Below are 18974 nucleotides of genomic sequence, written 5' to 3' on the forward strand. Positions count from 1 at the left end.
GCTCATGAGACTTCGAGAATATCCTAGACTCGTGCTGGCAGGATCCTCTTTTCACCGTGGTGTTCGTCGAGGGGCATTGCAACACCGCGACGTGGGGTTCGTCCACGATGCGCTCGTTCGCGCGCCAATGATGTTGATCGTCACGATGTTGACGTTGCCTGCTGCATGCACGCCTGCCGGGCAGTCGTCCTCGGTGAAGTCGGCAAAGGACAAGAAGCCCGAGCAGGTGATCGAAGTGCCGACCGTCGTCGTGACGCCGCTCGGGGACGAAGAGATCAAGGCCGAGTTCGAGCGTGCGCAGAAATTGCTTTTGGCGGGCGAATATCGAACGGCGGCGGAGATATTCGACAAACTCGCCAAGGCGAGACCGGGTACGGACGTCGAGGCGCCGTGTTTGTACAATGCGGCCATTGCGTACGAATCGTTTGGCGCTTGGGACGATGCGCTTTCGCGTCTTCGTGAAGTGCTTCGGCGCTTTCCGGGCTACGCGTTCGAGCGCAATGCGCTCATGCGCACGGGGCGCATTCTCGCGCACGTGGAGCGATGGAGCGAGCTCGTGGCGGTTATGGACAGGCTCCTTCTACGAACGGATCTCGCGCGGCTCGAAATGGTGGAAGTGCGAGGAATGCGCGGTCTCGGGCTCGTCGAGCAGGACATGGTGGACGAGGCATTGCGGGAAGTGTCGATTGCGCGGGACATCATCGAGCGGGAAAGGTTTGGCGAGGCGGGCAAACCGCCCATCGAGCTTGCCGTGGTATGGTTTGCCCTGGGCGAGGTCCGTCGGAAGAAGAGCGAGCAAATCGTATTCGTTCCGTCGCCTGCCAATTATGGCGAAACGCTCGAGCGGCGTTGTCAGGGGTTGCTCGATGCGCAACGCGCGTACACGGACGCAATGCGGAGCCTCGACGCACGCTGGACGGCGATGGCGGGATACCGTTTGGGGCAACTTTATCAGGATTTGTATCGAGACGTGATGCAAGCGCCTCCGCCGAAGCAAGCGGATACGTTACGAAAGAAGCAACTCTTCGAGGGGGCGATGCGGCTTCGGTATCGTGTGCTTCTCGAAAAGGGCCTCGACATGATGAAGGGGACGGTGCGCATGGCGGATCGTACGGGGGAATCATCGGCGTGGGTATCGCGGGCGCGTGAGGCCGAACGGGCGCTCGAAATGGCGCTTGCCGATGAAAAAGCGGCGCTTGCGAAGATGCCGTTTACCGAAGACGAGCTTCGCGAGGCGCTCGAGGACTTGAAGAAGAAGAAGCCTTGATCAGTTTATGATGGGTTTGCATCCGAAGAAGACGTCGATGCGGCCCTGTTTGTCTTGCCGCGCCAAGTCGCAAGATGCGGGGCACAATTTGATTTTTTCTGGGGCGATCGGATCGTCGTAATACCATCCGGGCAATTGCCCACAATCGTTTACGTTGTCGGCATGAGGTATTTCGGTTTGCGTGCCGTCGTCCGCCACGTGTTTGACGACCACCTTGTCGAGCTCGAGAGGCTCGTTTCCGGGCGGAGTGGGGATCACGTATTCGCAAGCCAAGGCGGTGGCTCGAATCTCCGCCATTTTTTGCGCGAATTGATTGATGTTTCCCGTGACGTCGTACGCTTTGCCCGTTCCACCCGCGGCCGCAATTTGATCGAGGTTCAGAATGCTCGCGCCGTTGATTGCAATGACGTACGTCTCGACGGAGCTGGATTCGTACGCGGTCTTGACGGCCTGGGAGATGACGGCAATGTTGTTTTGTTGCGCTGGACAACTATTGGGATCGCCGTCGCTGGCGAAGACGACGATGACCTTGTGATTCGGCTGCGCCATTTGTTCTTGGGCTGCTGCCCATAACGTTCCTTCGAGCGCTCCGTACATCGGGGTCGATCCGCCATTGGGCAACTGTGAATCGATCGAAGCAACCAAAGCCGGTGCATTTTGAGGCAGGACGTCGAGCGCAACGGAGAGCTTCTGGTAATGTAGTGGATTGCAGACGAACGCGTCGGGCGGCGTATCGATGGGGAAGTAGAGGATTCCTACGCGAATGCCGTCCGACGCAGGATCTTGGACGAATTGCTTCAACGCGGTCGTCGCACCGAGCCAATTGGCACCGTACATGCTTCCCGAACGGTCGAGGAGCACGATGATATCCAAATCCACGGGCTGCGCTGCGCTTCCTGTTTGGGCACAAGCATCGAGCTCTTCCTCGGTGGGCATGCCCGGATTGAAAGTCAGATCGTCGCCTCCTCCGGTATTTTCCGAATGCGGCGCTCCGCCAGCGCCTCCACCGCCTGCCCCGCCAGAACCGGCGATCGTCAAATTGGCCGCTGGTGTGGCGCGGTCATCCGTGATCGCACTGCAAGCCAAGTGATTGACGAGGACGAACGACACACCGAACGCGCAGCTCCTGATGGCATTGCTTCGCAATTGGAAAAACATGGCACCCCCTGCCAAATTGTAAAATCGGGCAAATCGGCACGTTCAGGCAATAAGCATGAATTGCCAAGCCCGACCGCGAGCGAGGATGGTGCACTTTGATGGATTTCGACGCGGAGTGGGATGACAATGCGTCGAATTTCATTAGTGGGGTGTGGACGTGACGAACTCTTCTATGGAGCTGCTCGAACGTATTCGGCAAGCGCTTTCGCGACCGCCGCAGTCACACTATCGACGTCACCGTTTCCGTCGACGTGAATCAACCGATCCTTGCCGATGAGATCTTCGGCCTTCAGATATGCCCGCGCCAGTCGCGCCTGAAGCTCCGGCTCCTCGTAAAGATCACTTGCCCCGCCACGCATCTTGCGTCGATGCTCGGCGACGTCCGGATCGACATCGATCACGATGGTGATGTCGGGCTGCACGGCAAATCGATTACATTCGCGAATCCACGAAACGAAGTTCTTCCTTTCGACATCGTCATCGATACCAATCGACTGATAAATGATACTCGAAAGCTCGTATCTGTCCGAGATGACCACGTAGCCATCTCGCAAATGCGGACAAATCTCGCTTTCGAGGTGGTCGATTCGATCGGCCGCAAAAAGCAGCGTGAGCGCCGCTTCTCGATGTTGTGACGGCAAGTTCACGCGTTGCTTCAGCATGAGCCGCAACAACGAGCCCATCGGCCCGCCGCTCGGTTCACCCGTGACGTGCACGAGCCTTCGCCGCGAGCGCAAAAACGATGCATACCTCGCGGCTTGCGTCGTCGTCCCCGCACCGTCGATCCCCTCGAAAACGACAAACAGTCCGTCGTTGCCATCATCGCCGTCACGCATCGCCGACATCTCCTTCGCCTTCACTTTTGATTGGGGCCGGGTCCTCCCCGAGAACGATGTTGTCGATGAGCCGCGCGCCATTCGTGCGAATCGCCAGCGCCACGAGCGTTCGTTCCGGGGCGGTTTGATCCCCGCCGAACACCCGCAGCGTCTCCGGATCGGCAGCATCGACGTAATCGATCGAGTCTGCAATGGGCTCGACGCGCGCCCTCACGAGCCGCACGAGCTCTCGAACGCGACGCTCGCCCGCCGCGAACGCTCGCGCTGCGTCCGACAAGCCTCGAGGGATCGCCGTCGCACGCGCTCGCGCGTCCGCGGACAAGTACGCGTTACGCGAAGACATCGCGAGTCCATCTTTTTCGCGCACCGTTGGAACTCCAACGATTTCCACCGGAATGAACAGGTCCCTCACGATGCGTTCGATGACCTTGAGCTGCTGATAATCCTTGCGTCCAAAGTATGCGATGGACGGCCCAGTGACGATCAGCAGTTTTGCCACGACCGTGGCGACACCTTCGAAGTGACCTGGTCGGTGCGGTCCGCATAGCTCGCTTGCCAGTGCGCCGACACGAACCCGCGTTTCATCTCCAGGCGGATACATTTCATTTGGCGGCGGAGCAAATACGCCTCGAGCTCCTGCTTCCAGACTCTTTCGTACGTCGCCGTCCAGGTCCCGTGGATAACGTGCGAAATCTTCGTTGGGGCCGAATTGGGTCGGATTGACAAACACGGAAACTGCGACGAACGCTGCTCGCTTGCTTGCTTCCTGAACGAGCGTTTGGTGTCCATGATGCAGTGCGCCCATGGTCGGAACGAGCGCCACTTGCTCGCCGCGACGTCGCGCTTCATCGCAGGCATGACGAAACGCCTCAGCCGAGCGCCAGATGTCCATGGCGCTCAAACTAGCAGAAAGAATTCCGCTGCGCGCTTGCACGGATGGCGGGCGGACGCGGCCCATCCACAGCCTGACCTCGGCGATCCAGCCTGCTAGACTCGACCCCGTGACGTTCGAGACACCCCCCACACCCGAGGCAACGCCGATCGCGTCAGCCCGCACATCGTCGCTTCTGCCTGGTCCTTCCGATCAGTACGATCCGGCGCACTATCTCAACCGCGAGCTTTCGTGGCTCGAATTCAACGGCCGTGTGCTCGCCGAAGCCGCATCCGCCGAAGTCCCGCTGTATGAACGCCTGAAGTTTCTCGGCATTTTTTTCTCGAATCTCGATGAGTTTTTCATGGTACGCGTCGCGGGCCTTCAAGCCCAAACGCACCGGACCATCGCCGAGCTTCCGCCCGATGGCCTGAAGCCGCAGGAACAGCTCGTTGCCATCAGCGCCAGGGCGCATGCGCTGGTCGACAGTGCGTATCGCTTGTGGAACGCGGAGATCCTTCCGGCGCTGCAGCGCGTGGGCATTCGTATCGTGCGTCCGGAAGAACTCGACCCGACCGAGCTCGCGGCGCAGGACGAACGGTTTCGGACCGACATTTTTCCGATCCTGACGCCGCTCGCAATCGACCCGGGCCATCCATTTCCGCACCTGCGCAACAAGAGCATCAACTTGGGGATCATGTTCAGCCGTGAACATGACGAGGACGAACCTGGCTTCGGCGTGATCCAAGTTCCTCCCATGCTGAGCCGCCTCATTCGCGTGAGGGTCGATGGGTGCGCTCGTGCATTCATCCTGCTCGAAGATTTGATCGCTCGTCACGTGAAAGAGTTTTTCCCGGTCTCACGTCTTCGCGGAACCTACCCATTTCGCGTGACGCGCAACTGGGACCTCGAAATTGACGAAGAGGAGGGCGAGGATCTTTTGGAAACGATCCAAGCCGAGCTTCGTCGTCGCGATCGAGGCAATGCGGTACGTGTCGAGATCAGTGGCGGGGGCGGAGCTGGGGCGAGTGTTCAGCGCTTGTGTCGTGCCGTTGGTATCGACCCGGAGCTCGATGTGTATCGCGTATCGGGGCCACTCAGCATCGCGGATCTCGTGGCCATCGTGGGTGACGATCCGCGGCGCGAGCTTCGGGACGAACCTTTCTCGCCGCATGTTCCGAGTGCTTTTCGCGATACGGAGGACCTGTTTGCGGTCATTCGCGAGCGCGATGTGCTTTTGCATCATCCGTACGATTCGTTCGATCCGGTTGTGGAGTTCATCTCGCGCGCGGCGGACGACCCGAACGTTTTGGCCATCAAACAAACGCTGTACCGAACGGGCGGTGATTCACCGATCGTGAAGGCGCTGGCGCGTGCTGCGGAGAACGGGAAGCAGGTGACGGCGATCGTCGAGTTGAAAGCTCGATTCGACGAAGCGTCGAACATTCGCTGGGCCCGAACGCTCGAACAAAACGGCGTGCAGGTGATTTACGGATTGTTGGGGCTCAAAACGCACGTGAAGGCGCTGCTCGTGGTGCGGCGCGAGAAGGACAAGCTGCGGCGTTACGTGCATTTGGCGACGGGCAACTACAACCAGCAGACGGCGCGCCTCTACACGGACGTCGGCCTGTTTACGGCGAACCGCGAAATCGGCGAGGACGTGACGTCCATCTTCAACTTGCTCACGGGCTACAGCGCTCCGCCCAGGTGGAATCGTCTGGTCGTGGCGCCGCTCGGTTTGCACGAAGCGATCCTCGGGCTGATTTCGCGCGAGGCGGAGCATGCACGTGCGGGCCGGAAAGCCGAGATCGTCGCGCAGATGAACGCGATCGTGGATGTGGACGTCATCAACGCGCTGTACGCAGCAAGTCAGGCTGGCGTGGAGATTCGCCTCATCGTACGCGGCGTGTGCTGCTTGAAGCCAGGCATTCCGGGTTTGTCCGAGCGCATCACGGTGCGCGCCATCATCGACCGGTTCCTCGAGCACAAGCGCGTGTTCCGATTTGCGAACGGTGGCAACGACGAGGTGTACTTTTCGAGCGCGGACTGGATGCCGCGGAACTTCCAGCGTCGCGTCGAAGTGCTCGTGCCGCTCTTGGATCCCGTGGCCAAAGCGCGTGCCGAGGACATGCTCAACGTGCTTGCGAGCGACAACGTGAAGACGTGGACGCTCGAAGCGGATGGTCGGTATACGAAGGTGTCACCTTCGGGAGCGGCTCCGATTCGCGCGCAGCAACGGTTCATCGAGGCAGCTCGAGAACGCCACAAGCCGGGCGACGTGCTGAGTCGGGGCGGGCGGTTTCACATTTTCCAAGTGGGTCACGGGGAAGGCGAAGAGCTGCGCCGCAAGAACGGGAAGAAGAAGCGAGGGGCGCATTCGGGGTGAGGTCGTGCGGGGACGAAATCCCGCAAAATACCGTGCGGAAAGCTCACCCACGTTGGCGGTACGTATGGCAAGGCACTGACGGCGCATGGCGGGAATGCGCTTGCGCCGCCAGGTCTTCGCCAGTGAGCCACCATGCGTACCGCCAACGTGGGTGAGGTTTCCCCGAACGTTTTGTCGAGGATTTTAGAAATTCCGTTTGCCGTTGCAGCTACGGTGAAACCGTGATCTTCCGAACGAGGTCTCCATCGACGAACGACGCCCACGACCCGGTCGCTCGGCCGACCCAAGCGTACTGGCCGTCGAGGTGCGGGTGCCGCCCGTGCATCACGAAAAACTGGCTCGACCCGGTGTCGCGCCCCGCAAGTGCGATGCCCACGGACAGCGTGTCGAACGCAATTGGTGACGTTTCACATCGCAGCGACGGTTTCCCCGCCGGACCGCCGTAGCCGTCGCCATGCGGCGCCCCGAGCTGCGTGACGAACCCGGGTACCACCCGGTGCACCACCATGCCGTCGTAGTAGCCAGCCCGCGCAAGCTCCACGATGCGCGTGACCGCCATCGGAGCGATGCGCCCGTCCAGTGTCAACGTCATCTGTCCCGCATCCGTGTCCAGCGTCAGCGTGACCTCGCTTGTTACCGGCTGCGTTGCTTCTGCCGGCAGCGGGCCTCCTCCTGGAGGTGCCGCGCACGTAGGCGCTTTGTTCGATAGCAGGCCCAACGCTTTCGATGCGCGTTTGCGGATCTCTGGCCATGACGAACCACAAAGCTCCTCGAGTCGCGGTTTCGCTTCGGCAATCCCCAGTGCACCGAGCGCCTCCATCGCCGATGACGTCAGCTCGATGTCGTTCTCCGCGTCCGCTCGACCCAGGATCGCGAGGAGCTGCTTCACGATCGATGCAGCCGGTTTGACCGAGCGCTCTTGTCCTTCCTCATCACGAGGCTTCTTGCGCTTCTTTTTCTTGGGTTTGTCCTGCTCGTTGGCCAGCGTCGGCTTGCCCGCGATGACACCCGCCGCCGTTGCCACGAGCCCCGTTTCCGGCGCCGCGAGAGCTGCTTCGAGGATCTCTTTCGCTTCATCCGAAAGCTCCTCGTGCTTGGCCAGCAGTTCCACGGCAGCTTGTCTCGCTCGAAGATCACCGCCGTTTACGTACGTCTTGTAGAGCGCGAGGTTTTTCCCTTCGATCAGCGCTCGATCAAGCACATGGACAATCGTTCGAGCTCCAATGGATCCCGGCTGCCCCGGCGGCTTCACGCCTGCATCAGGTGTGCCTGCATCGCCGGGACCCGCATCTGCTGCGTTGGCCGGCTGTTCCGTCATCGTCGTCAAATCACATGCGGCGAGCAATCGATCGCGTGGATCGGACCCAGCCACGAGCGCCGCGGCCGTGCAACGTATCCAGGACAAACGCCGAAGCACCGCGGCCGGCGCTGACGGCGGCGGAGCCAGTGCAGCAAGCGCTTTCAGCTCTTTCGTTGCCTTGCCCGGAGCTTCGACCGCACCGAGCGCTGCGAGAAGCACCCCGAGCTCGTCACCCATCGCTGTCGAACCAATCGCATCCGACGCTGGCACGAGCGATCCGATCGCCGCTTGCAGAATGCGTTGTCCGGACGAACCTAGACGCTTCAACACACGCGCTGCTTCGGCTCGTTCGGATGCTGAAAACACGTCTGCCGATCGCAACACCCGATCGAGATCCGGCGCTGCTTCCGAGCCCGCGCGCCCGAGCGCTCTCACGGCAAGCAATCGCAGCTCGCCTGGCTCGCCGAGCCGCGCCGTAGCGACTTCCCGGAGGCGCGCCATTACGGTCACGGGCACGTGCTCCAATCTTCCGATCGCAAACAGACCCTCGGGCGCAGGTGGTGCCGATGCGCTGCCCGCCGCGACGTTGAGCAGGGCCGCGAGCGTTTCTTCGCGCAGCCGTTCTTTCGTCGACGCCAAGTCCCCAAGCGCCAGAGCTGCCGCGGATGCTCGTGCAGGCGAACCGGACAGCCACGCGACGAGCGTTGCTTCGCTTTCTTCGGCCCCGCATCGCCCCATCGCACGGGCCATCGCGGTTTGTGGATCCAAACGACCGCTCGACGCCGCGCCCGCATCGACTGCTTTTTCCTCCGATGCTTGCACGTCAAACGATAACGATCGTGCTGCAAGTGCCGCAACCGTTGCTTTTTCGTGTCCTTTGCACGAAAAGCCGAGACCGTACGCAGCCCACGCGACGACCTCGGGATCTTCGTCCGAAAGCGCTCGCAAGAGCCCCGGTCGCGCTTCGTCTCCGCCGATCCGCGCGAGCGCTCGCGCCGCTGAGCGCCGCACGCTCACCGATCGATTCTGCTGATCCGTTGGCGTCACTTCGGCGGCGCTTCTTCGCAGCTCGGCACGCAAAAGCGCTTCTTCGCGCTCTTTCGCTTCGTCGACCGGGGCCTTTGCATCGGTGCTCGCATCTGCACCGGCGTCGCTTGTGGCCGAGGGTGACGTGCACCCCAAAAAGGGTGCTGCCCCGACAAACGCCAAGAGCGCGCAGCAGCGTATGGCCTTACCTGTTCTCATGACGCGAGCTCCCCGCTTTTTACTCATTTTTCGGGTTCGTCCGAAGGACACGCGTCAGCGCGTGAGCGCGCTTCATTGCACGACCGTCGAGCCACGTGCAAATCCGTTCGTGCCCAAAACGATACGCTTGGCCCATGATCCCTCGACGTATCCCTGCCGAGGGCAGAGGCCAAGCGTCGACACCGGCTGCGTGAAAATTCGCGATCGCACGCTCCGCATGCCACTCGCACGTCACGACCGCGACGCTTCGAGCTCCCATGCGGCGAAGTAGCTCCGCCGAGAAGATCGCGTTCTCGTGCGTCGTCAGCGACCAGAGCTCGCGCGTCACAGCCGACGCTGGAACGCCCGCCCTGAGCAGCTCGTGCCGCAACATGTCCGCCTCGATGAGCGACCCCCAGCGGCGCCCTCCGCTCGCGATGACGTGCGGCGCAATACCCTCGAGGTAGGCCTTGGCAGCTCTTGCGGCCCTACGAGCTGCGGTCGTCGTGGGCCGCCCGGACGGCAACACGCGGCATCCGAGTACGACGATGGCGTCGGCGTGCTCCCGCATCCTGCCGACCATAGCCGAACGTCAACCCAAGGCCAGGCCGAGCGCAACGAAGTGGATGTCGCGCCGCAAGCGCCGCAAGAGACGCGCGATCAGGAAAGTCATGTCTTGGGCTTTTTATTTGACCTCGCCGCCCAAAGCCATTTATCACCAGAGATCGGACCACGGTGGGGGCGGAAGGGCGATCAGGATGCGACTAAAGATGTGGGGTGTCCGCGGAAGCATCCCCACGCCCGGACCCGATACGGTCGAGTATGGCGGCAATACAAGCTGCTACGAAGTTCGGGCCGGCGACACATTGATCATTCTGGATGGCGGCACGGGACTGCGGCTCTTGGGCCAGAGTCTGCTTGCTGAAATGCCCATCGAAGCGTGGCTTTTCTTCAGCCACGTGCACTGGGATCACATCCAAGGTTTTCCATTTTTCACGCCCGCGTTTGTCCGTAAGAACATCATTCATCTCTTTGGTGGTCATAACGTTTCACGCACCCTCGAAGAAACGCTCGCGGGCCAGATGGACTATCCGAGCTTTCCGGTACACCTGTCGGAGATGGGCGCGAACATGACGTTCCGTGACCTCTACGAAGGCGAGGTCATCTCCATCGGGAAGAAGCAGGACGTCCGCGTGTCGAATACGCGTGGCAATCATCCCAACGGTGTCTACGCGTACCGCATCGAGCACGAAGGCAAGTCGCTCGTGTACATCACGGATTCCGAGCATTACGCGATCGTCGATCCGAAGTTGCGCCGCCTCGCTCAGGACGCCGATGTGCTCATTTTCGACGCGATGTACACGCCCGAAGAATATGCGGGGCAGGCTGGTGGCGGACCCAAGACCGGATGGGGCCATGCGACGTTCGTTGCGGGCTGTGAGCTCGCGGCGGCTGCAAACGTCAAGCAGCTCGTCCTGCACCATCACGATCCGAGCCAGACGGATGCGATGGTGCGCGAGAAGGAAAAACGAGCGCGCGAGCTTTTTCCGAATACCGTCGCCGCACGCGAAGGCATGGTCATCGAGATCTAAAGCGCGATTTGTTGGTGTTCCAAGGAAAAACCAAAACTACGTCGCAACGAGCCCCATCAGCCGTTCGCGTACGCGCTCTTTCGCTCGCTCTTCGAGCTGTCTCACGCGTTCTTTGCTCACGCCGAAGTCCACGCCGAGTTGTTCGAGCGTCACGGGCGTTTCGCAGAGCCAGCGACTCTCGGCGATCTTTCGTTCCCGCGCAGGAAGCTCCGCGATCGCCTGCCGAACGGCCGCTTTGACGTGCTTGCGTTCTTCCTTGGTGCTCGCTTCGTCTTCCGGCGTGGGTGACGTCGATGCGAGTCGGTCGATCGGGGCGTCGCCGTCCAGGTTTTTCTTGTCCAAGCTCACGTCGTGCGCGCCCAGCACCGGGAGCAGCGAAAGCACGCGCTCGCGTGAAAGGCCCGTTTGTGCCGCGAGCACGTCCGGATCGCGCTCGTTCGTGCGTCGATAAATCCGGAGCATGCGCCGTTCGCCCTTGGAAGAGCCGAGCCTGACGATGCGATAATGCTGCGCCACGTATTCGCGGATCTGCGCTCGGATCCAATACGCCGCGTACGTCACGAGACGACAACCGCGGGACGGGTCGAATCGTTCGGCAGCTTTGAGCAGGCCGATGTTGCCCTCTTGCAGGAGATCGTCGATGGGCGTGCCCCACCTGCGGTACTCGAGCGCGATTGTCATGACGAAGGGCACGCACCTTTCGACGATTTCCTGACCTGCGCTTCGGTCACCATCGCGCCAGCGTGCCGAAAGCTCCACCTCCTGCGCAGGCGTGAGCGGGGTTTTCTTTTCGACTTCGACCTTGCGCATCCCGAACAGAACGTCATCGCGTTGGCGGCTGGCCATGGTCGTGTCTCCTTGCGCGTGCGCGAGTGCCTCCGCCGCAGTTGGTCGAGACATCGCCCGCGCGCGCGAACGCTGTATGCAGACTTGGTGCCGCGCAGAAATCGCTGGTCAGCGCCGCAGTTCTTGCGCCCATTCGCGCAAACCTCACGGGATCGCCTTACGAAGCGAAACGTTTGCGTGATCTGGACAAGTGCGCGGCGACCGAGGCACGAGCACGTTGGGCCGAGAGTTCAAAATCGCTCGGCGTCGTTTTCACTTCTGCACGCGGGTCGTGGTATGCCTGAACGGCGCGTGGGCAGGCGTAACGCAAAAAAGCTTCCGTACATCGTCGGTGGTGCCGCATTGGCGCTGCTTGCGGCTCATCCACCTACGGAGGAGCCCAAGGTCGCCGAACGTGGCATTGCGCTCTGGTCGCTCCGCGTCCTCGATTTCTCCGAAGAAGAAGACGACGAAGCGATGGGCGCCGAATGTGGCACGCAACAAGGTGGGGGCTTGTCGCTGCCTACGGGTGCGCCCGCGTCTCTTTCGTGCGAATCGGCCCGGATGATCGTCGCTCAGGTGCGCGACAACCTCGCGGCTGTCGCAGCACCCGTCGATGCCGCAAAGTTTGCCGGCGGCGCTGCGGACTGGCTCGACCCGCACGGCCTGTGGTCGGCCGCTCCCGACGCCCCCATCGCATCGCTTTTCGAACGCGACGGCGAGGCGCTTTTGCGCGAGCTCGAAGACACATCGACATCCAGCTCGTGCCCGCACGCGATCACCGTCGGAGGTGCTCTTGCCGATTGGATGAAGGAGCTGCGTGCTGCGTTCGTGAAGGGTTTGGAGCTCGAAGGGGCGCCGCCGAAAACGACGGAAGAAGCATGGCAAACGGTTTGTCGTGGGCCATTTCAGGATGGCCCCATCACGCGCAGCGGCCGAGAGCTCGCGCGCGAGCTCGGGCGCGACGTTGCCATTGCACGAGCGGCCTACGGATCGTCACTCGATCCGTTTGTCACGGCCGCACAGGATCGACTTTTCCCGGAGCTGTCCGCCGAAGCGTGGGGGCGTGTCGTGATCGCTGCGGCCGTGCGCGCGTATGTCCCGCAGATCGACGCGCATGGTGCATGGGCTCCGCTCGAAGAAGAGATCTCCATCTACGACCTGGACCTCGAAACGCACCCGCCGCTGCGCCTCTGGTCGGAGATGACGCGTACGGCGCTCGGTGTCCGCATCGATCACGGCGCGCTCGCTCCGCTGCAAGAGCATGATGTCGTGCTTTCCGTTCGAGGTGTCGCGCTTGCAGGGATGAGCGTCGAGCAAGCTGAACAGACGGCCATCGTTGCCGATGGGCCCCATGGTCCGGCTGTATCCGTCAAGGTTTTGCGTTCGGGGGCGACCGCGCCGCTCGAGCTCGTCGTGCAACCTCCGCCGGTCGAATACGTCCCGTCGCAAGCGATCGAAGCCGAGGAATTGCAGGTCGATTGGATTCGTTATGGCGACGGTCGAGCGGCCGTGATTGCCATTCACGACGTGCCCGACGATCTCGGTGACCGAATGACGACGGCGCTCGCGCGGGTGCGTGCTGCGCGAGATGCGCGTGGCGTGTTGCTCGACGTTCGTGCCAATGGTGGTGGGTCGACGGACGGAGCGATTGCTGCATTGGGGCATTTCTTGCCGGGGGCGACGTTGTTCCCGATGCGGCGGCGCGATGGTGGCATTGAAATCGAGCGAGCACCGGAGATTCCTCTCCAGCATCGCTGGACGGGGCCTCTTGGCGTGCTCGTGGATGGCGATTCCGCGAGCGCTGCCGAAATGATTGCGGGGGCCATTGCGAGTTATCGTCGCGGGGTCGTCGTGGGCGATCGGACGTACGGCAAAGGTTGCGCGCAGGAATATCTCGACGACGAAGCTCATGCTGGCGTGCTTCGATTGACGACGCTGCTTTTCGCATTGCCGGACGGAACGCCCGTGCAAAAAGTGGGCATTTTGCCGCAAATTACCATTTCGTTGCCGTCCGCGGAGGAGCGTGAAGCCGGTCTGCCGCGGGCGCTTGGGCCATGGCGTGGCCCTGACGTACGCGACGCGTCGCTCGTGCACCCAATTCCGTGGACGGTGCACGGGGGGCGCGTGGGCCCATGCCAAGACGAGGCGGTTTGTCGGAGTTTGCGTGTGATTGGTGCCGCGGCTGCCGCGTCACGATGACGGGCAGTCAACGCTTGAAGAGTTTGCCGAGCAGTCCGCCGCCGCGATTGGCCTGCGTATTGTCTTCGGTCTTGTGGCGCAAATTGTAGAGCCGAACTTCACGCGCAGCTTCGATGTTCCGCGGGTTCAACTCGAGGGCACGCGAAAAGTCTTTGAAAGCTCGATCGGCCTGACCGGAGCGCTGAAGCAATATGCCGCGATAATAGAGCGCCCGCTCGAAGTCTGGCTCTTTCTTCAGAATTTGGTCGAGCGACGTAATGAGATCATCGTAAACATGGCTCGGTTTTCCCTCCTCGAGCGTGGGGACGGGGCGCATTTGAGCTTGAATCCACACGAGGAGCGCTGCGTACGCGGGTTGGTCCGGGTCAGCTTTTACGGCGAGCAGCGCGTGCGCTTCCGCCGTCGTCAATTCGTTCTTCTTCAAATAAACTTCGGCCTTTTGTGCCTCGAATGCAGCGTTTACCGCCCGACTTACCGCTGCTTGCTCCTCCGCGTTCGATGGCTCGGGCAGCGCTCCCGGCTTTTCCGCCGCGGCTTTCAGTTTCGCCAAATAGGCCGCTCGGCGCTTGTCATCGGAAAGCTCGTTGTACGCGGCGGTGATGCGAGCGAACGCCGCTTGGGCCCGAGGCTTCAGGTCGGGCATGTCCGCAAGTTTGTCGGGGTGGAACATCCGCGCCATTCCGAAATAGGCATCGCGAATTTCGAGCACGGCGGCATTTTCATGGATGCCAAGCACTTCGAAGTGATTTTCACTCGTGGATTTGGCGAGCTTCGCTTCGAGATCGGCACGCCGTTTGTCACTCGAAACCGGCTCGGCTGCCCGATGCGATGCAGGCACCTTCGACGACGGCGGAGCTTCGACCATTTCCGGCTCGGAATACAGTCGCATGCGTGGCACGGCGGCGTCTGCGGCAACCGTTGCCGCCGCGCCTACGCGCATGGGCGTCCACGATGCGGGGACGCCCGTGATCCCTCCCGTATTCGAAGAGGATCCGGCCGAGCTCGCTGCGGCCCTCGGAAGCACATCGATTCCCACGGGAGGACGCGCCGGAATGCCGAAATCGAGGTGGCGTGTAATCGTCAAAGCATAGATGACGCCACGTACGATTTGTTCGGGCACGCCGCTCGTCGTAATGAGGTCCGTGAGCGAAAGGGCTTGCTTTCGCAATCGTTCGACGAGCGCTCGTTCTTCCGGCGACAGCCGGAATCGTTCTGGCGCAGCGTTACTCGCAAGCTTGATCGCCGGCGCTTTTGCGACTTTGCGCAACGTCGACGAAGCAAACGTACTGGCCCCGCACGCCCGCGCGGCCGCCATGATCGTCGCCAAAGGCTCGATACGTATCGGCGTGCTTCCCGTCGCCGCAAAAAAGTCCTCGCGCGGATAAAATCCGTAACGCGTGTCGACCGGCAACAAACACAAGTCGACGAGCGCTCGCTCGAGCGTTGCGCGATCTTCTGCAAGCACTCCATCACGCAGTTGCGCCCGCGTTGGACCACCGTCCTGAACGAACAGCCCCACGGTCAAGCCCGCCGGCGGCGTGAGCACCATCGTACCTGTCAGGCTTTTGTCGAGCAGGTATACGTAAAGATGCACGAGCGGGGTTTGTCCCAGCGTCCCTTCGGCGGCCGGAGTTTGCCCTTTGGGGACGTCGAGCACGGTGCGTGCTGCGGTGAAGGCAGGCATGGAGCGTTTCGCTAGCAGTTCAAGAATGCCAGGAGCCTGTTTAAACCGCAACGTGCGTGTTTGATGATGGGCCAGTGCACCGTTTGGTTTGAAATAAGGCAAATTCGGGGGGTATGGGGGGGCCGAGCCTCGCCGTGTTTTTGTGCGAAGCGCAAAAACACCGGGAGGCGAGCCTCGGCCCCCCCATCGTAAACAAAACCTCGCGCAGCGCGCGTCCCACGCGCGCGAAGCGAGCGTGCAAGTCCTGGCCTGGATTCAAACTACAGAGAGCGACACCGTGGATCGTTGGGGTAGACACGCACGCCCTTGTTCGACGGTACTTTCGCGTTCACTTGCGTCGTGACATTCGGGTCTCCCGTAAAGATGTCGATTTGTCGCCCAACCACCTTGAGACCTCGATCTTCGGCGATGAAACAGCCATCGTGTCGACCTCCACCGGGCACGTCCAATCCCTTGAATTCAGGAATGAAAAGGATGGTGCCCAGGGGAATCACCGACGAATCGACGGCCACCGATCGCAAGGGCGTGATGGGCTTGCCCAATGCACCTCGGCCGGTGGGAAACCGCGCCGGATCGAGGCGTTCGAAGCAAATTTTTTGATTGGTGCGAGGGCATATTTCCGCGCAATCGCAGTTGCGTTTCGCAAAGCTGACCGTTTCTCCGGTGGACAATCTTCCGCTGCCTTGCACGCAGAGGCGATCGTGGAAGTCCCGCGTGACGTTGGTGATGAGCTTGCAAGTGGCGTCGTAAAGCGCGGTGTCCTTCGTCCCAGCGTCTTCCTTGGGAAAGTCGTAGTACGTGTTGCGAAACCGCTCGCCAGCCCGAAAATCCAAGCCTTTGCCCGATCCTTGCAAGACGAGCTCTGCCGGTTCTTCCGATGGGGTCGCGGCAGGCGAGGCCGTGGCGAGCGTTCCTTGCGCAGTGCGATTTTCTTCCGGCGTCGAAGTGTTTGTCCTTCGAGGCGCGGACCAACCTCGGTGCTCCACACCTTCGGTCGGGTCACCTTCGCCTTGTACCCAGGACTGACCCGCCGCGGTCACGCATGCGGCGCCCGAAAGGCACCCGAAAAGCGCCAACGTCAAGAATCGCATCCACTCAGAGTTACCGCGATTTTCTAGGCAGGGCCAAGTCTCCGCATCATCCGTCCGCGCGCGGTTGTTTCGGATTTTTGATCGCGTACACGCCACGCGCCGAAGCCACGAGCTCCGTTTCGGCGCTCGGATGAAAGCACTGCACGTCGGCCCAACCGAGACGCGCTCCGACGCGCACGACTTTCGCGTCGGCGATGAGCTTTTCTTCTCGACCGGGCCGGAGGTAGTCCATGCGCAAGTCCACCGTCGACAACCTCGATGCTGGATTTTTGAGCCCCGTCCACACGGCGACGCCACCGGCTGCATCGGCAACGGCTGCGATCACGCCTCCGTGAAGTGCCGGCACCGTCGGATCTCCCACGAATTCGGGGCGCCACGGGATGCTCAGCGTGATGTGCCCACGATCGATGTGCTCGACCTTGACGCCAAGCCACTTGTTGAACGGGATGAACTCTTCGCAGAGTTGTCGCAATACGTCCAGGTGCACCATTTACGGCGCGCACGATGACCGAAACACTCCACGCTTGCCAAGCTCTTCCGACGATCGTCGCGTAGGTCGACTCGCCATGTCCGAAAGTGCGTGCTAGTAGGCCGCCCGCAAAAATGCCCAGGCAGGACCTTCGTAACATCGCCATCGTCGCTCACGTCGACCACGGCAAAACCACACTCGTCGATCACATGCTCCGCCAAGCGGGAGCGTTTCGGGACAACGAAGTCGTTGCCGAGCGCGTGATGGACTCGAACGACCTCGAGCGCGAACGAGGCATCACGATCCTCGCGAAGAACACCAGCGTCCGCTGGAAAGGCGTGAAGATCAACATCGTCGACACGCCAGGACACTCGGACTTCGGCGGAGAAGTCGAACGCACGCTCATGATGGCCGATGGAGCTCTCTTGCTCGTCGATGCTGCCGAAGGCCCGTTGCCTCAAACGCGCTTCGTTCTGTCGAAGTGTCTCGAGCGAGGGTTTCCGGTCATCGTCGTCATCAACAAGATCGACCGTTCGGATGCACGTCCGCATGAAGTGCTCTCCGAGGTCTTCGATCTTTTCTGCGATCTCGGAGCGAGCGATGCGCAGACGGATTTTCCCGTCGTCTACGCGATCGGCAAGCTTGGGCAGTGCAAGCGCGAGATCGAGCACGAGCTGACGAATTTGGTGCCGCTCTTCGAAACGATCCTCGCGCGGGTTCCGGCGCCGTCGGGCAACGTGGACGAACCTTTGCAAATCATCGTTTGCAACACGACGCATGACGACTACGTCGGCAAGCTCGTCGTTGGTCGCATTGCGCGAGGGTCTGTCAAGGCAAACGATGAGCTTGCGATCGTCGGAGAAAATGGCGCGATCACCAAAGGCAACGTCAAGGCGCTCTTCACGTTCGAAGGGTTGAAGCGCACGACGTCGGACGGTGCTTCCGTTGGCGAGGTCGTGGCGATTGCGGGGCTCGAGACGGCCAACATCGGCGATACGATCACCGATCCGCAGCATCCGGAGCCTTTGCAGCGAATCGTCGTCGAGGAACCGACGATCAAGATGAAGATCGGCGTCAACACGTCGCCCTTCGCGGGCAAGGCGAAGACGTCGAAATATTTGACGAGTCGCCACTTGAAAGACCGCCTCGAGCGCGAAGCGCGCCGGAACTTGGCCATTCGAGTGGAGGCGACCGAGGTGCCCGATACGTTCCTCGTGCTCGGACGTGGTGAACTGCAGCTCGCGATCCTGGTCGAGACGATGCGTCGCGAGGGGTACGAGATGCAGCTCTCGAATCCCGAGGTCATCACGAAGGACTTCGACGGTGAAATTCGCGAACCTGTGGAGCTCGTGGTCATCGATGTTCCGGACACGTACGTCGGAATCGTCACCGAGCGTTTGTCCACGCGTCGCGGGCGCATGGTGAAGATGACCAACCCTGGGTTTGGCCGGGCACGTCTCGAATTTCGCGTGCCTTCGCGCGGTCTCATTGGGTTTCGCGGGGAATTCCTCACGGCAACGCGTGGAACGGGGCTACTCAACACGATGTTCGACGGATGGATCGCGTGGGGTGGTCCCATGATGCGTCGTCCCACGGGTGCGATCGTGGCGGATCGGGCGGGTGTAGCGACGCCTTATGCGCTCCATCATCTTCAGCCTCGCGGCAATTTCTTCATCGTGCCGGGCATCGAAGTGTACGAGGGGATGATTGTGGGTGAGCACAATCGGCCGAACGACACGGATTGCAACGTCATCAAGGAGAAGAAACTCAGCAACATTCGCAATCATGGCAAGGATGAAAACGTCCTTTTGGCGAGCCCGCGGCTTTTGACGATCGAAACGGCGATGGAGTGGATCGACGCTGACGAGCTCGTCGAAGTGACGCCGGATGCGGTGCGCGTGCGCAAGAAGGTTCTGGCGACGAACATTCGTGAGCGTCGTGCGGACGCGATCGAGTCGGCGCAGTCGGTGGAGTAAGCGTCCGGTCGCAGGTCGCATTTTTCGCACGCCCGGTCGCATCGCATTTTTTCGGCACTCGCGGGACCCCAAACTCGCCCGCTTCGCGGGCTC

At 61.4% G+C, this 18974-nt stretch carries 14 protein-coding genes; 5 read left to right on the forward strand and 9 right to left on the reverse strand.

All coding sequences use genetic code 11. The features are described 5' to 3' along the window. Positions 1-31 precede the first annotated feature (31 nt). Positions 32-1267 (forward strand): hypothetical protein, encoded by a 1236-nt coding sequence (locus IPM54_05340; protein MBK9259242.1) that lies wholly within the window; start codon positions 32-34, stop codon positions 1265-1267. Here IPM54_05340 and IPM54_05345 read toward each other — a convergent pair whose 3' ends face one another. The 3 genes from IPM54_05345 to IPM54_05355 form a co-directional block, all read right to left on the reverse strand. After that, entirely contained in the window at positions 1268-2377 is a 1110-nt protein-coding gene (locus tag IPM54_05345; GenBank protein ID MBK9259243.1) for a VWA domain-containing protein, read from the reverse strand. Between the two features lie 218 nt (positions 2378-2595). Then, positions 2596-3261, reverse strand: a complete 666-nt coding sequence (gene tmk, locus IPM54_05350; protein ID MBK9259244.1) for a dTMP kinase — start codon at positions 3259-3261, stop codon at positions 2596-2598. Beyond that, positions 3254-4153 (reverse strand): pantoate--beta-alanine ligase, encoded by a 900-nt coding sequence (locus tag IPM54_05355; GenBank protein MBK9259245.1) that lies wholly within the window; start codon positions 4151-4153, stop codon positions 3254-3256. Before IPM54_05355 ends, tmk begins: the two co-directional genes overlap by 8 nt. On the opposite strand from IPM54_05355, the gene ppk1 reads away from it, so the two are divergent. Next, positions 4152-6518 carry a polyphosphate kinase 1 gene (gene ppk1, locus IPM54_05360; protein MBK9259246.1) on the forward strand — a complete coding sequence of 789 codons (2367 nt, stop codon included), beginning with the start codon at positions 4152-4154 and terminating at the stop codon, positions 6516-6518. The two genes, IPM54_05355 and ppk1, sit on opposite strands and share 2 nt — an antisense overlap. A 208-nt stretch (positions 6519-6726) precedes the next feature. Here the strand turns inward: ppk1 and IPM54_05365 are convergent, their stop codons facing one another. Both IPM54_05365 and IPM54_05370 read right to left on the reverse strand, forming a co-directional pair. Continuing rightward, a complete protein-coding gene (locus tag IPM54_05365) occupies positions 6727-9063 on the reverse strand; it encodes a peptidylprolyl isomerase (GenBank protein MBK9259247.1) in 2337 nt (778 codons plus the stop codon). A gap of 19 nt (positions 9064-9082) precedes the next feature. Beyond that, entirely contained in the window at positions 9083-9625 is a 543-nt protein-coding gene (locus IPM54_05370; protein ID MBK9259248.1) for a YdcF family protein, read from the reverse strand. Positions 9626-9800: 175 nt separating this feature from the next. On the opposite strand from IPM54_05370, the gene IPM54_05375 reads away from it, so the two are divergent. Further along, the gene (locus tag IPM54_05375; protein MBK9259249.1) at positions 9801-10634 is read left to right on the forward strand and encodes an MBL fold metallo-hydrolase; all 834 of its coding nucleotides are present in this window, start codon (positions 9801-9803) and stop codon (positions 10632-10634) included. Positions 10635-10670: 36 nt separating this feature from the next. Here the strand turns inward: IPM54_05375 and IPM54_05380 are convergent, their stop codons facing one another. Beyond that, complete coding sequence (locus IPM54_05380) at positions 10671-11444, reverse strand: sigma-70 family RNA polymerase sigma factor (GenBank protein MBK9259250.1); 774 nt, start codon at positions 11442-11444, stop codon at positions 10671-10673. A 492-nt stretch (positions 11445-11936) separates the two neighbouring features. On the opposite strand from IPM54_05380, the gene IPM54_05385 reads away from it, so the two are divergent. Continuing rightward, positions 11937-13661 carry a hypothetical protein gene (locus tag IPM54_05385; GenBank protein MBK9259251.1) on the forward strand — a complete coding sequence of 575 codons (1725 nt, stop codon included), beginning with the start codon at positions 11937-11939 and terminating at the stop codon, positions 13659-13661. Between the two features lie 7 nt (positions 13662-13668). Here the strand turns inward: IPM54_05385 and IPM54_05390 are convergent, their stop codons facing one another. The 3 genes from IPM54_05390 to IPM54_05400 all read right to left on the reverse strand — a co-directional run bounded on the left by IPM54_05390 (position 13669) and on the right by IPM54_05400 (position 16926). Then, entirely contained in the window at positions 13669-15345 is a 1677-nt protein-coding gene (locus IPM54_05390) for a DnaJ domain-containing protein (GenBank protein MBK9259252.1), read from the reverse strand. A gap of 260 nt (positions 15346-15605) precedes the next feature. Beyond that, positions 15606-16436 carry a hypothetical protein gene (locus IPM54_05395; GenBank protein MBK9259253.1) on the reverse strand — a complete coding sequence of 277 codons (831 nt, stop codon included), beginning with the start codon at positions 16434-16436 and terminating at the stop codon, positions 15606-15608. A 46-nt stretch (positions 16437-16482) separates the two neighbouring features. Next, positions 16483-16926 (reverse strand): hotdog fold thioesterase, encoded by a 444-nt coding sequence (locus tag IPM54_05400; protein MBK9259254.1) that lies wholly within the window; start codon positions 16924-16926, stop codon positions 16483-16485. 113 nt (positions 16927-17039) lie between these two features. Between IPM54_05400 and typA the strand changes: the two genes are divergently transcribed. Then, positions 17040-18881 carry a translational GTPase TypA gene (gene typA / locus IPM54_05405; GenBank protein MBK9259255.1) on the forward strand — a complete coding sequence of 614 codons (1842 nt, stop codon included), beginning with the start codon at positions 17040-17042 and terminating at the stop codon, positions 18879-18881. Positions 18882-18974 lie beyond the last annotated feature (93 nt).

This window comes from Polyangiaceae bacterium (assembly GCA_016715885.1).
In the GTDB taxonomy this organism is placed as follows: Bacteria; Myxococcota_A; Polyangia; order Polyangiales; family Polyangiaceae; genus Polyangium.

Bases quoted from the DNA above. Each gene is read 5' to 3' on its own strand.
- IPM54_05385 (MBK9259251.1), top strand. From the start codon at position 11,937: ATGGGCGCCGAATGTGGCACGCAACAAGGTGGGGGCTTGTCGCTGCCT.
- typA (MBK9259255.1), top strand. From the start codon at position 17,040: ATGCCCAGGCAGGACCTTCGTAACATCGCCATCGTCGCTCACGTCGAC.
- IPM54_05375 (MBK9259249.1), top strand. From the start codon at position 9,801: ATGCGACTAAAGATGTGGGGTGTCCGCGGAAGCATCCCCACGCCCGGA.
- IPM54_05400 (MBK9259254.1), bottom strand. From the start codon at position 16,926: ATGGTGCACCTGGACGTATTGCGACAACTCTGCGAAGAGTTCATCCCG.
- IPM54_05365 (MBK9259247.1), bottom strand. From the start codon at position 9,063: ATGAGAACAGGTAAGGCCATACGCTGCTGCGCGCTCTTGGCGTTTGTC.
- tmk (MBK9259244.1), bottom strand. From the start codon at position 3,261: ATGCGTGACGGCGATGATGGCAACGACGGACTGTTTGTCGTTTTCGAG.
- IPM54_05355 (MBK9259245.1), bottom strand. From the start codon at position 4,153: ATGGACATCTGGCGCTCGGCTGAGGCGTTTCGTCATGCCTGCGATGAA.
- IPM54_05370 (MBK9259248.1), bottom strand. From the start codon at position 9,625: ATGGTCGGCAGGATGCGGGAGCACGCCGACGCCATCGTCGTACTCGGA.
- IPM54_05395 (MBK9259253.1), bottom strand. From the start codon at position 16,436: ATGCGATTCTTGACGTTGGCGCTTTTCGGGTGCCTTTCGGGCGCCGCA.
- IPM54_05390 (MBK9259252.1), bottom strand. From the start codon at position 15,345: ATGCCTGCCTTCACCGCAGCACGCACCGTGCTCGACGTCCCCAAAGGG.
- IPM54_05380 (MBK9259250.1), bottom strand. From the start codon at position 11,444: ATGCGCAAGGTCGAAGTCGAAAAGAAAACCCCGCTCACGCCTGCGCAG.
- ppk1 (MBK9259246.1), top strand. From the start codon at position 4,152: ATGGCGCTCAAACTAGCAGAAAGAATTCCGCTGCGCGCTTGCACGGAT.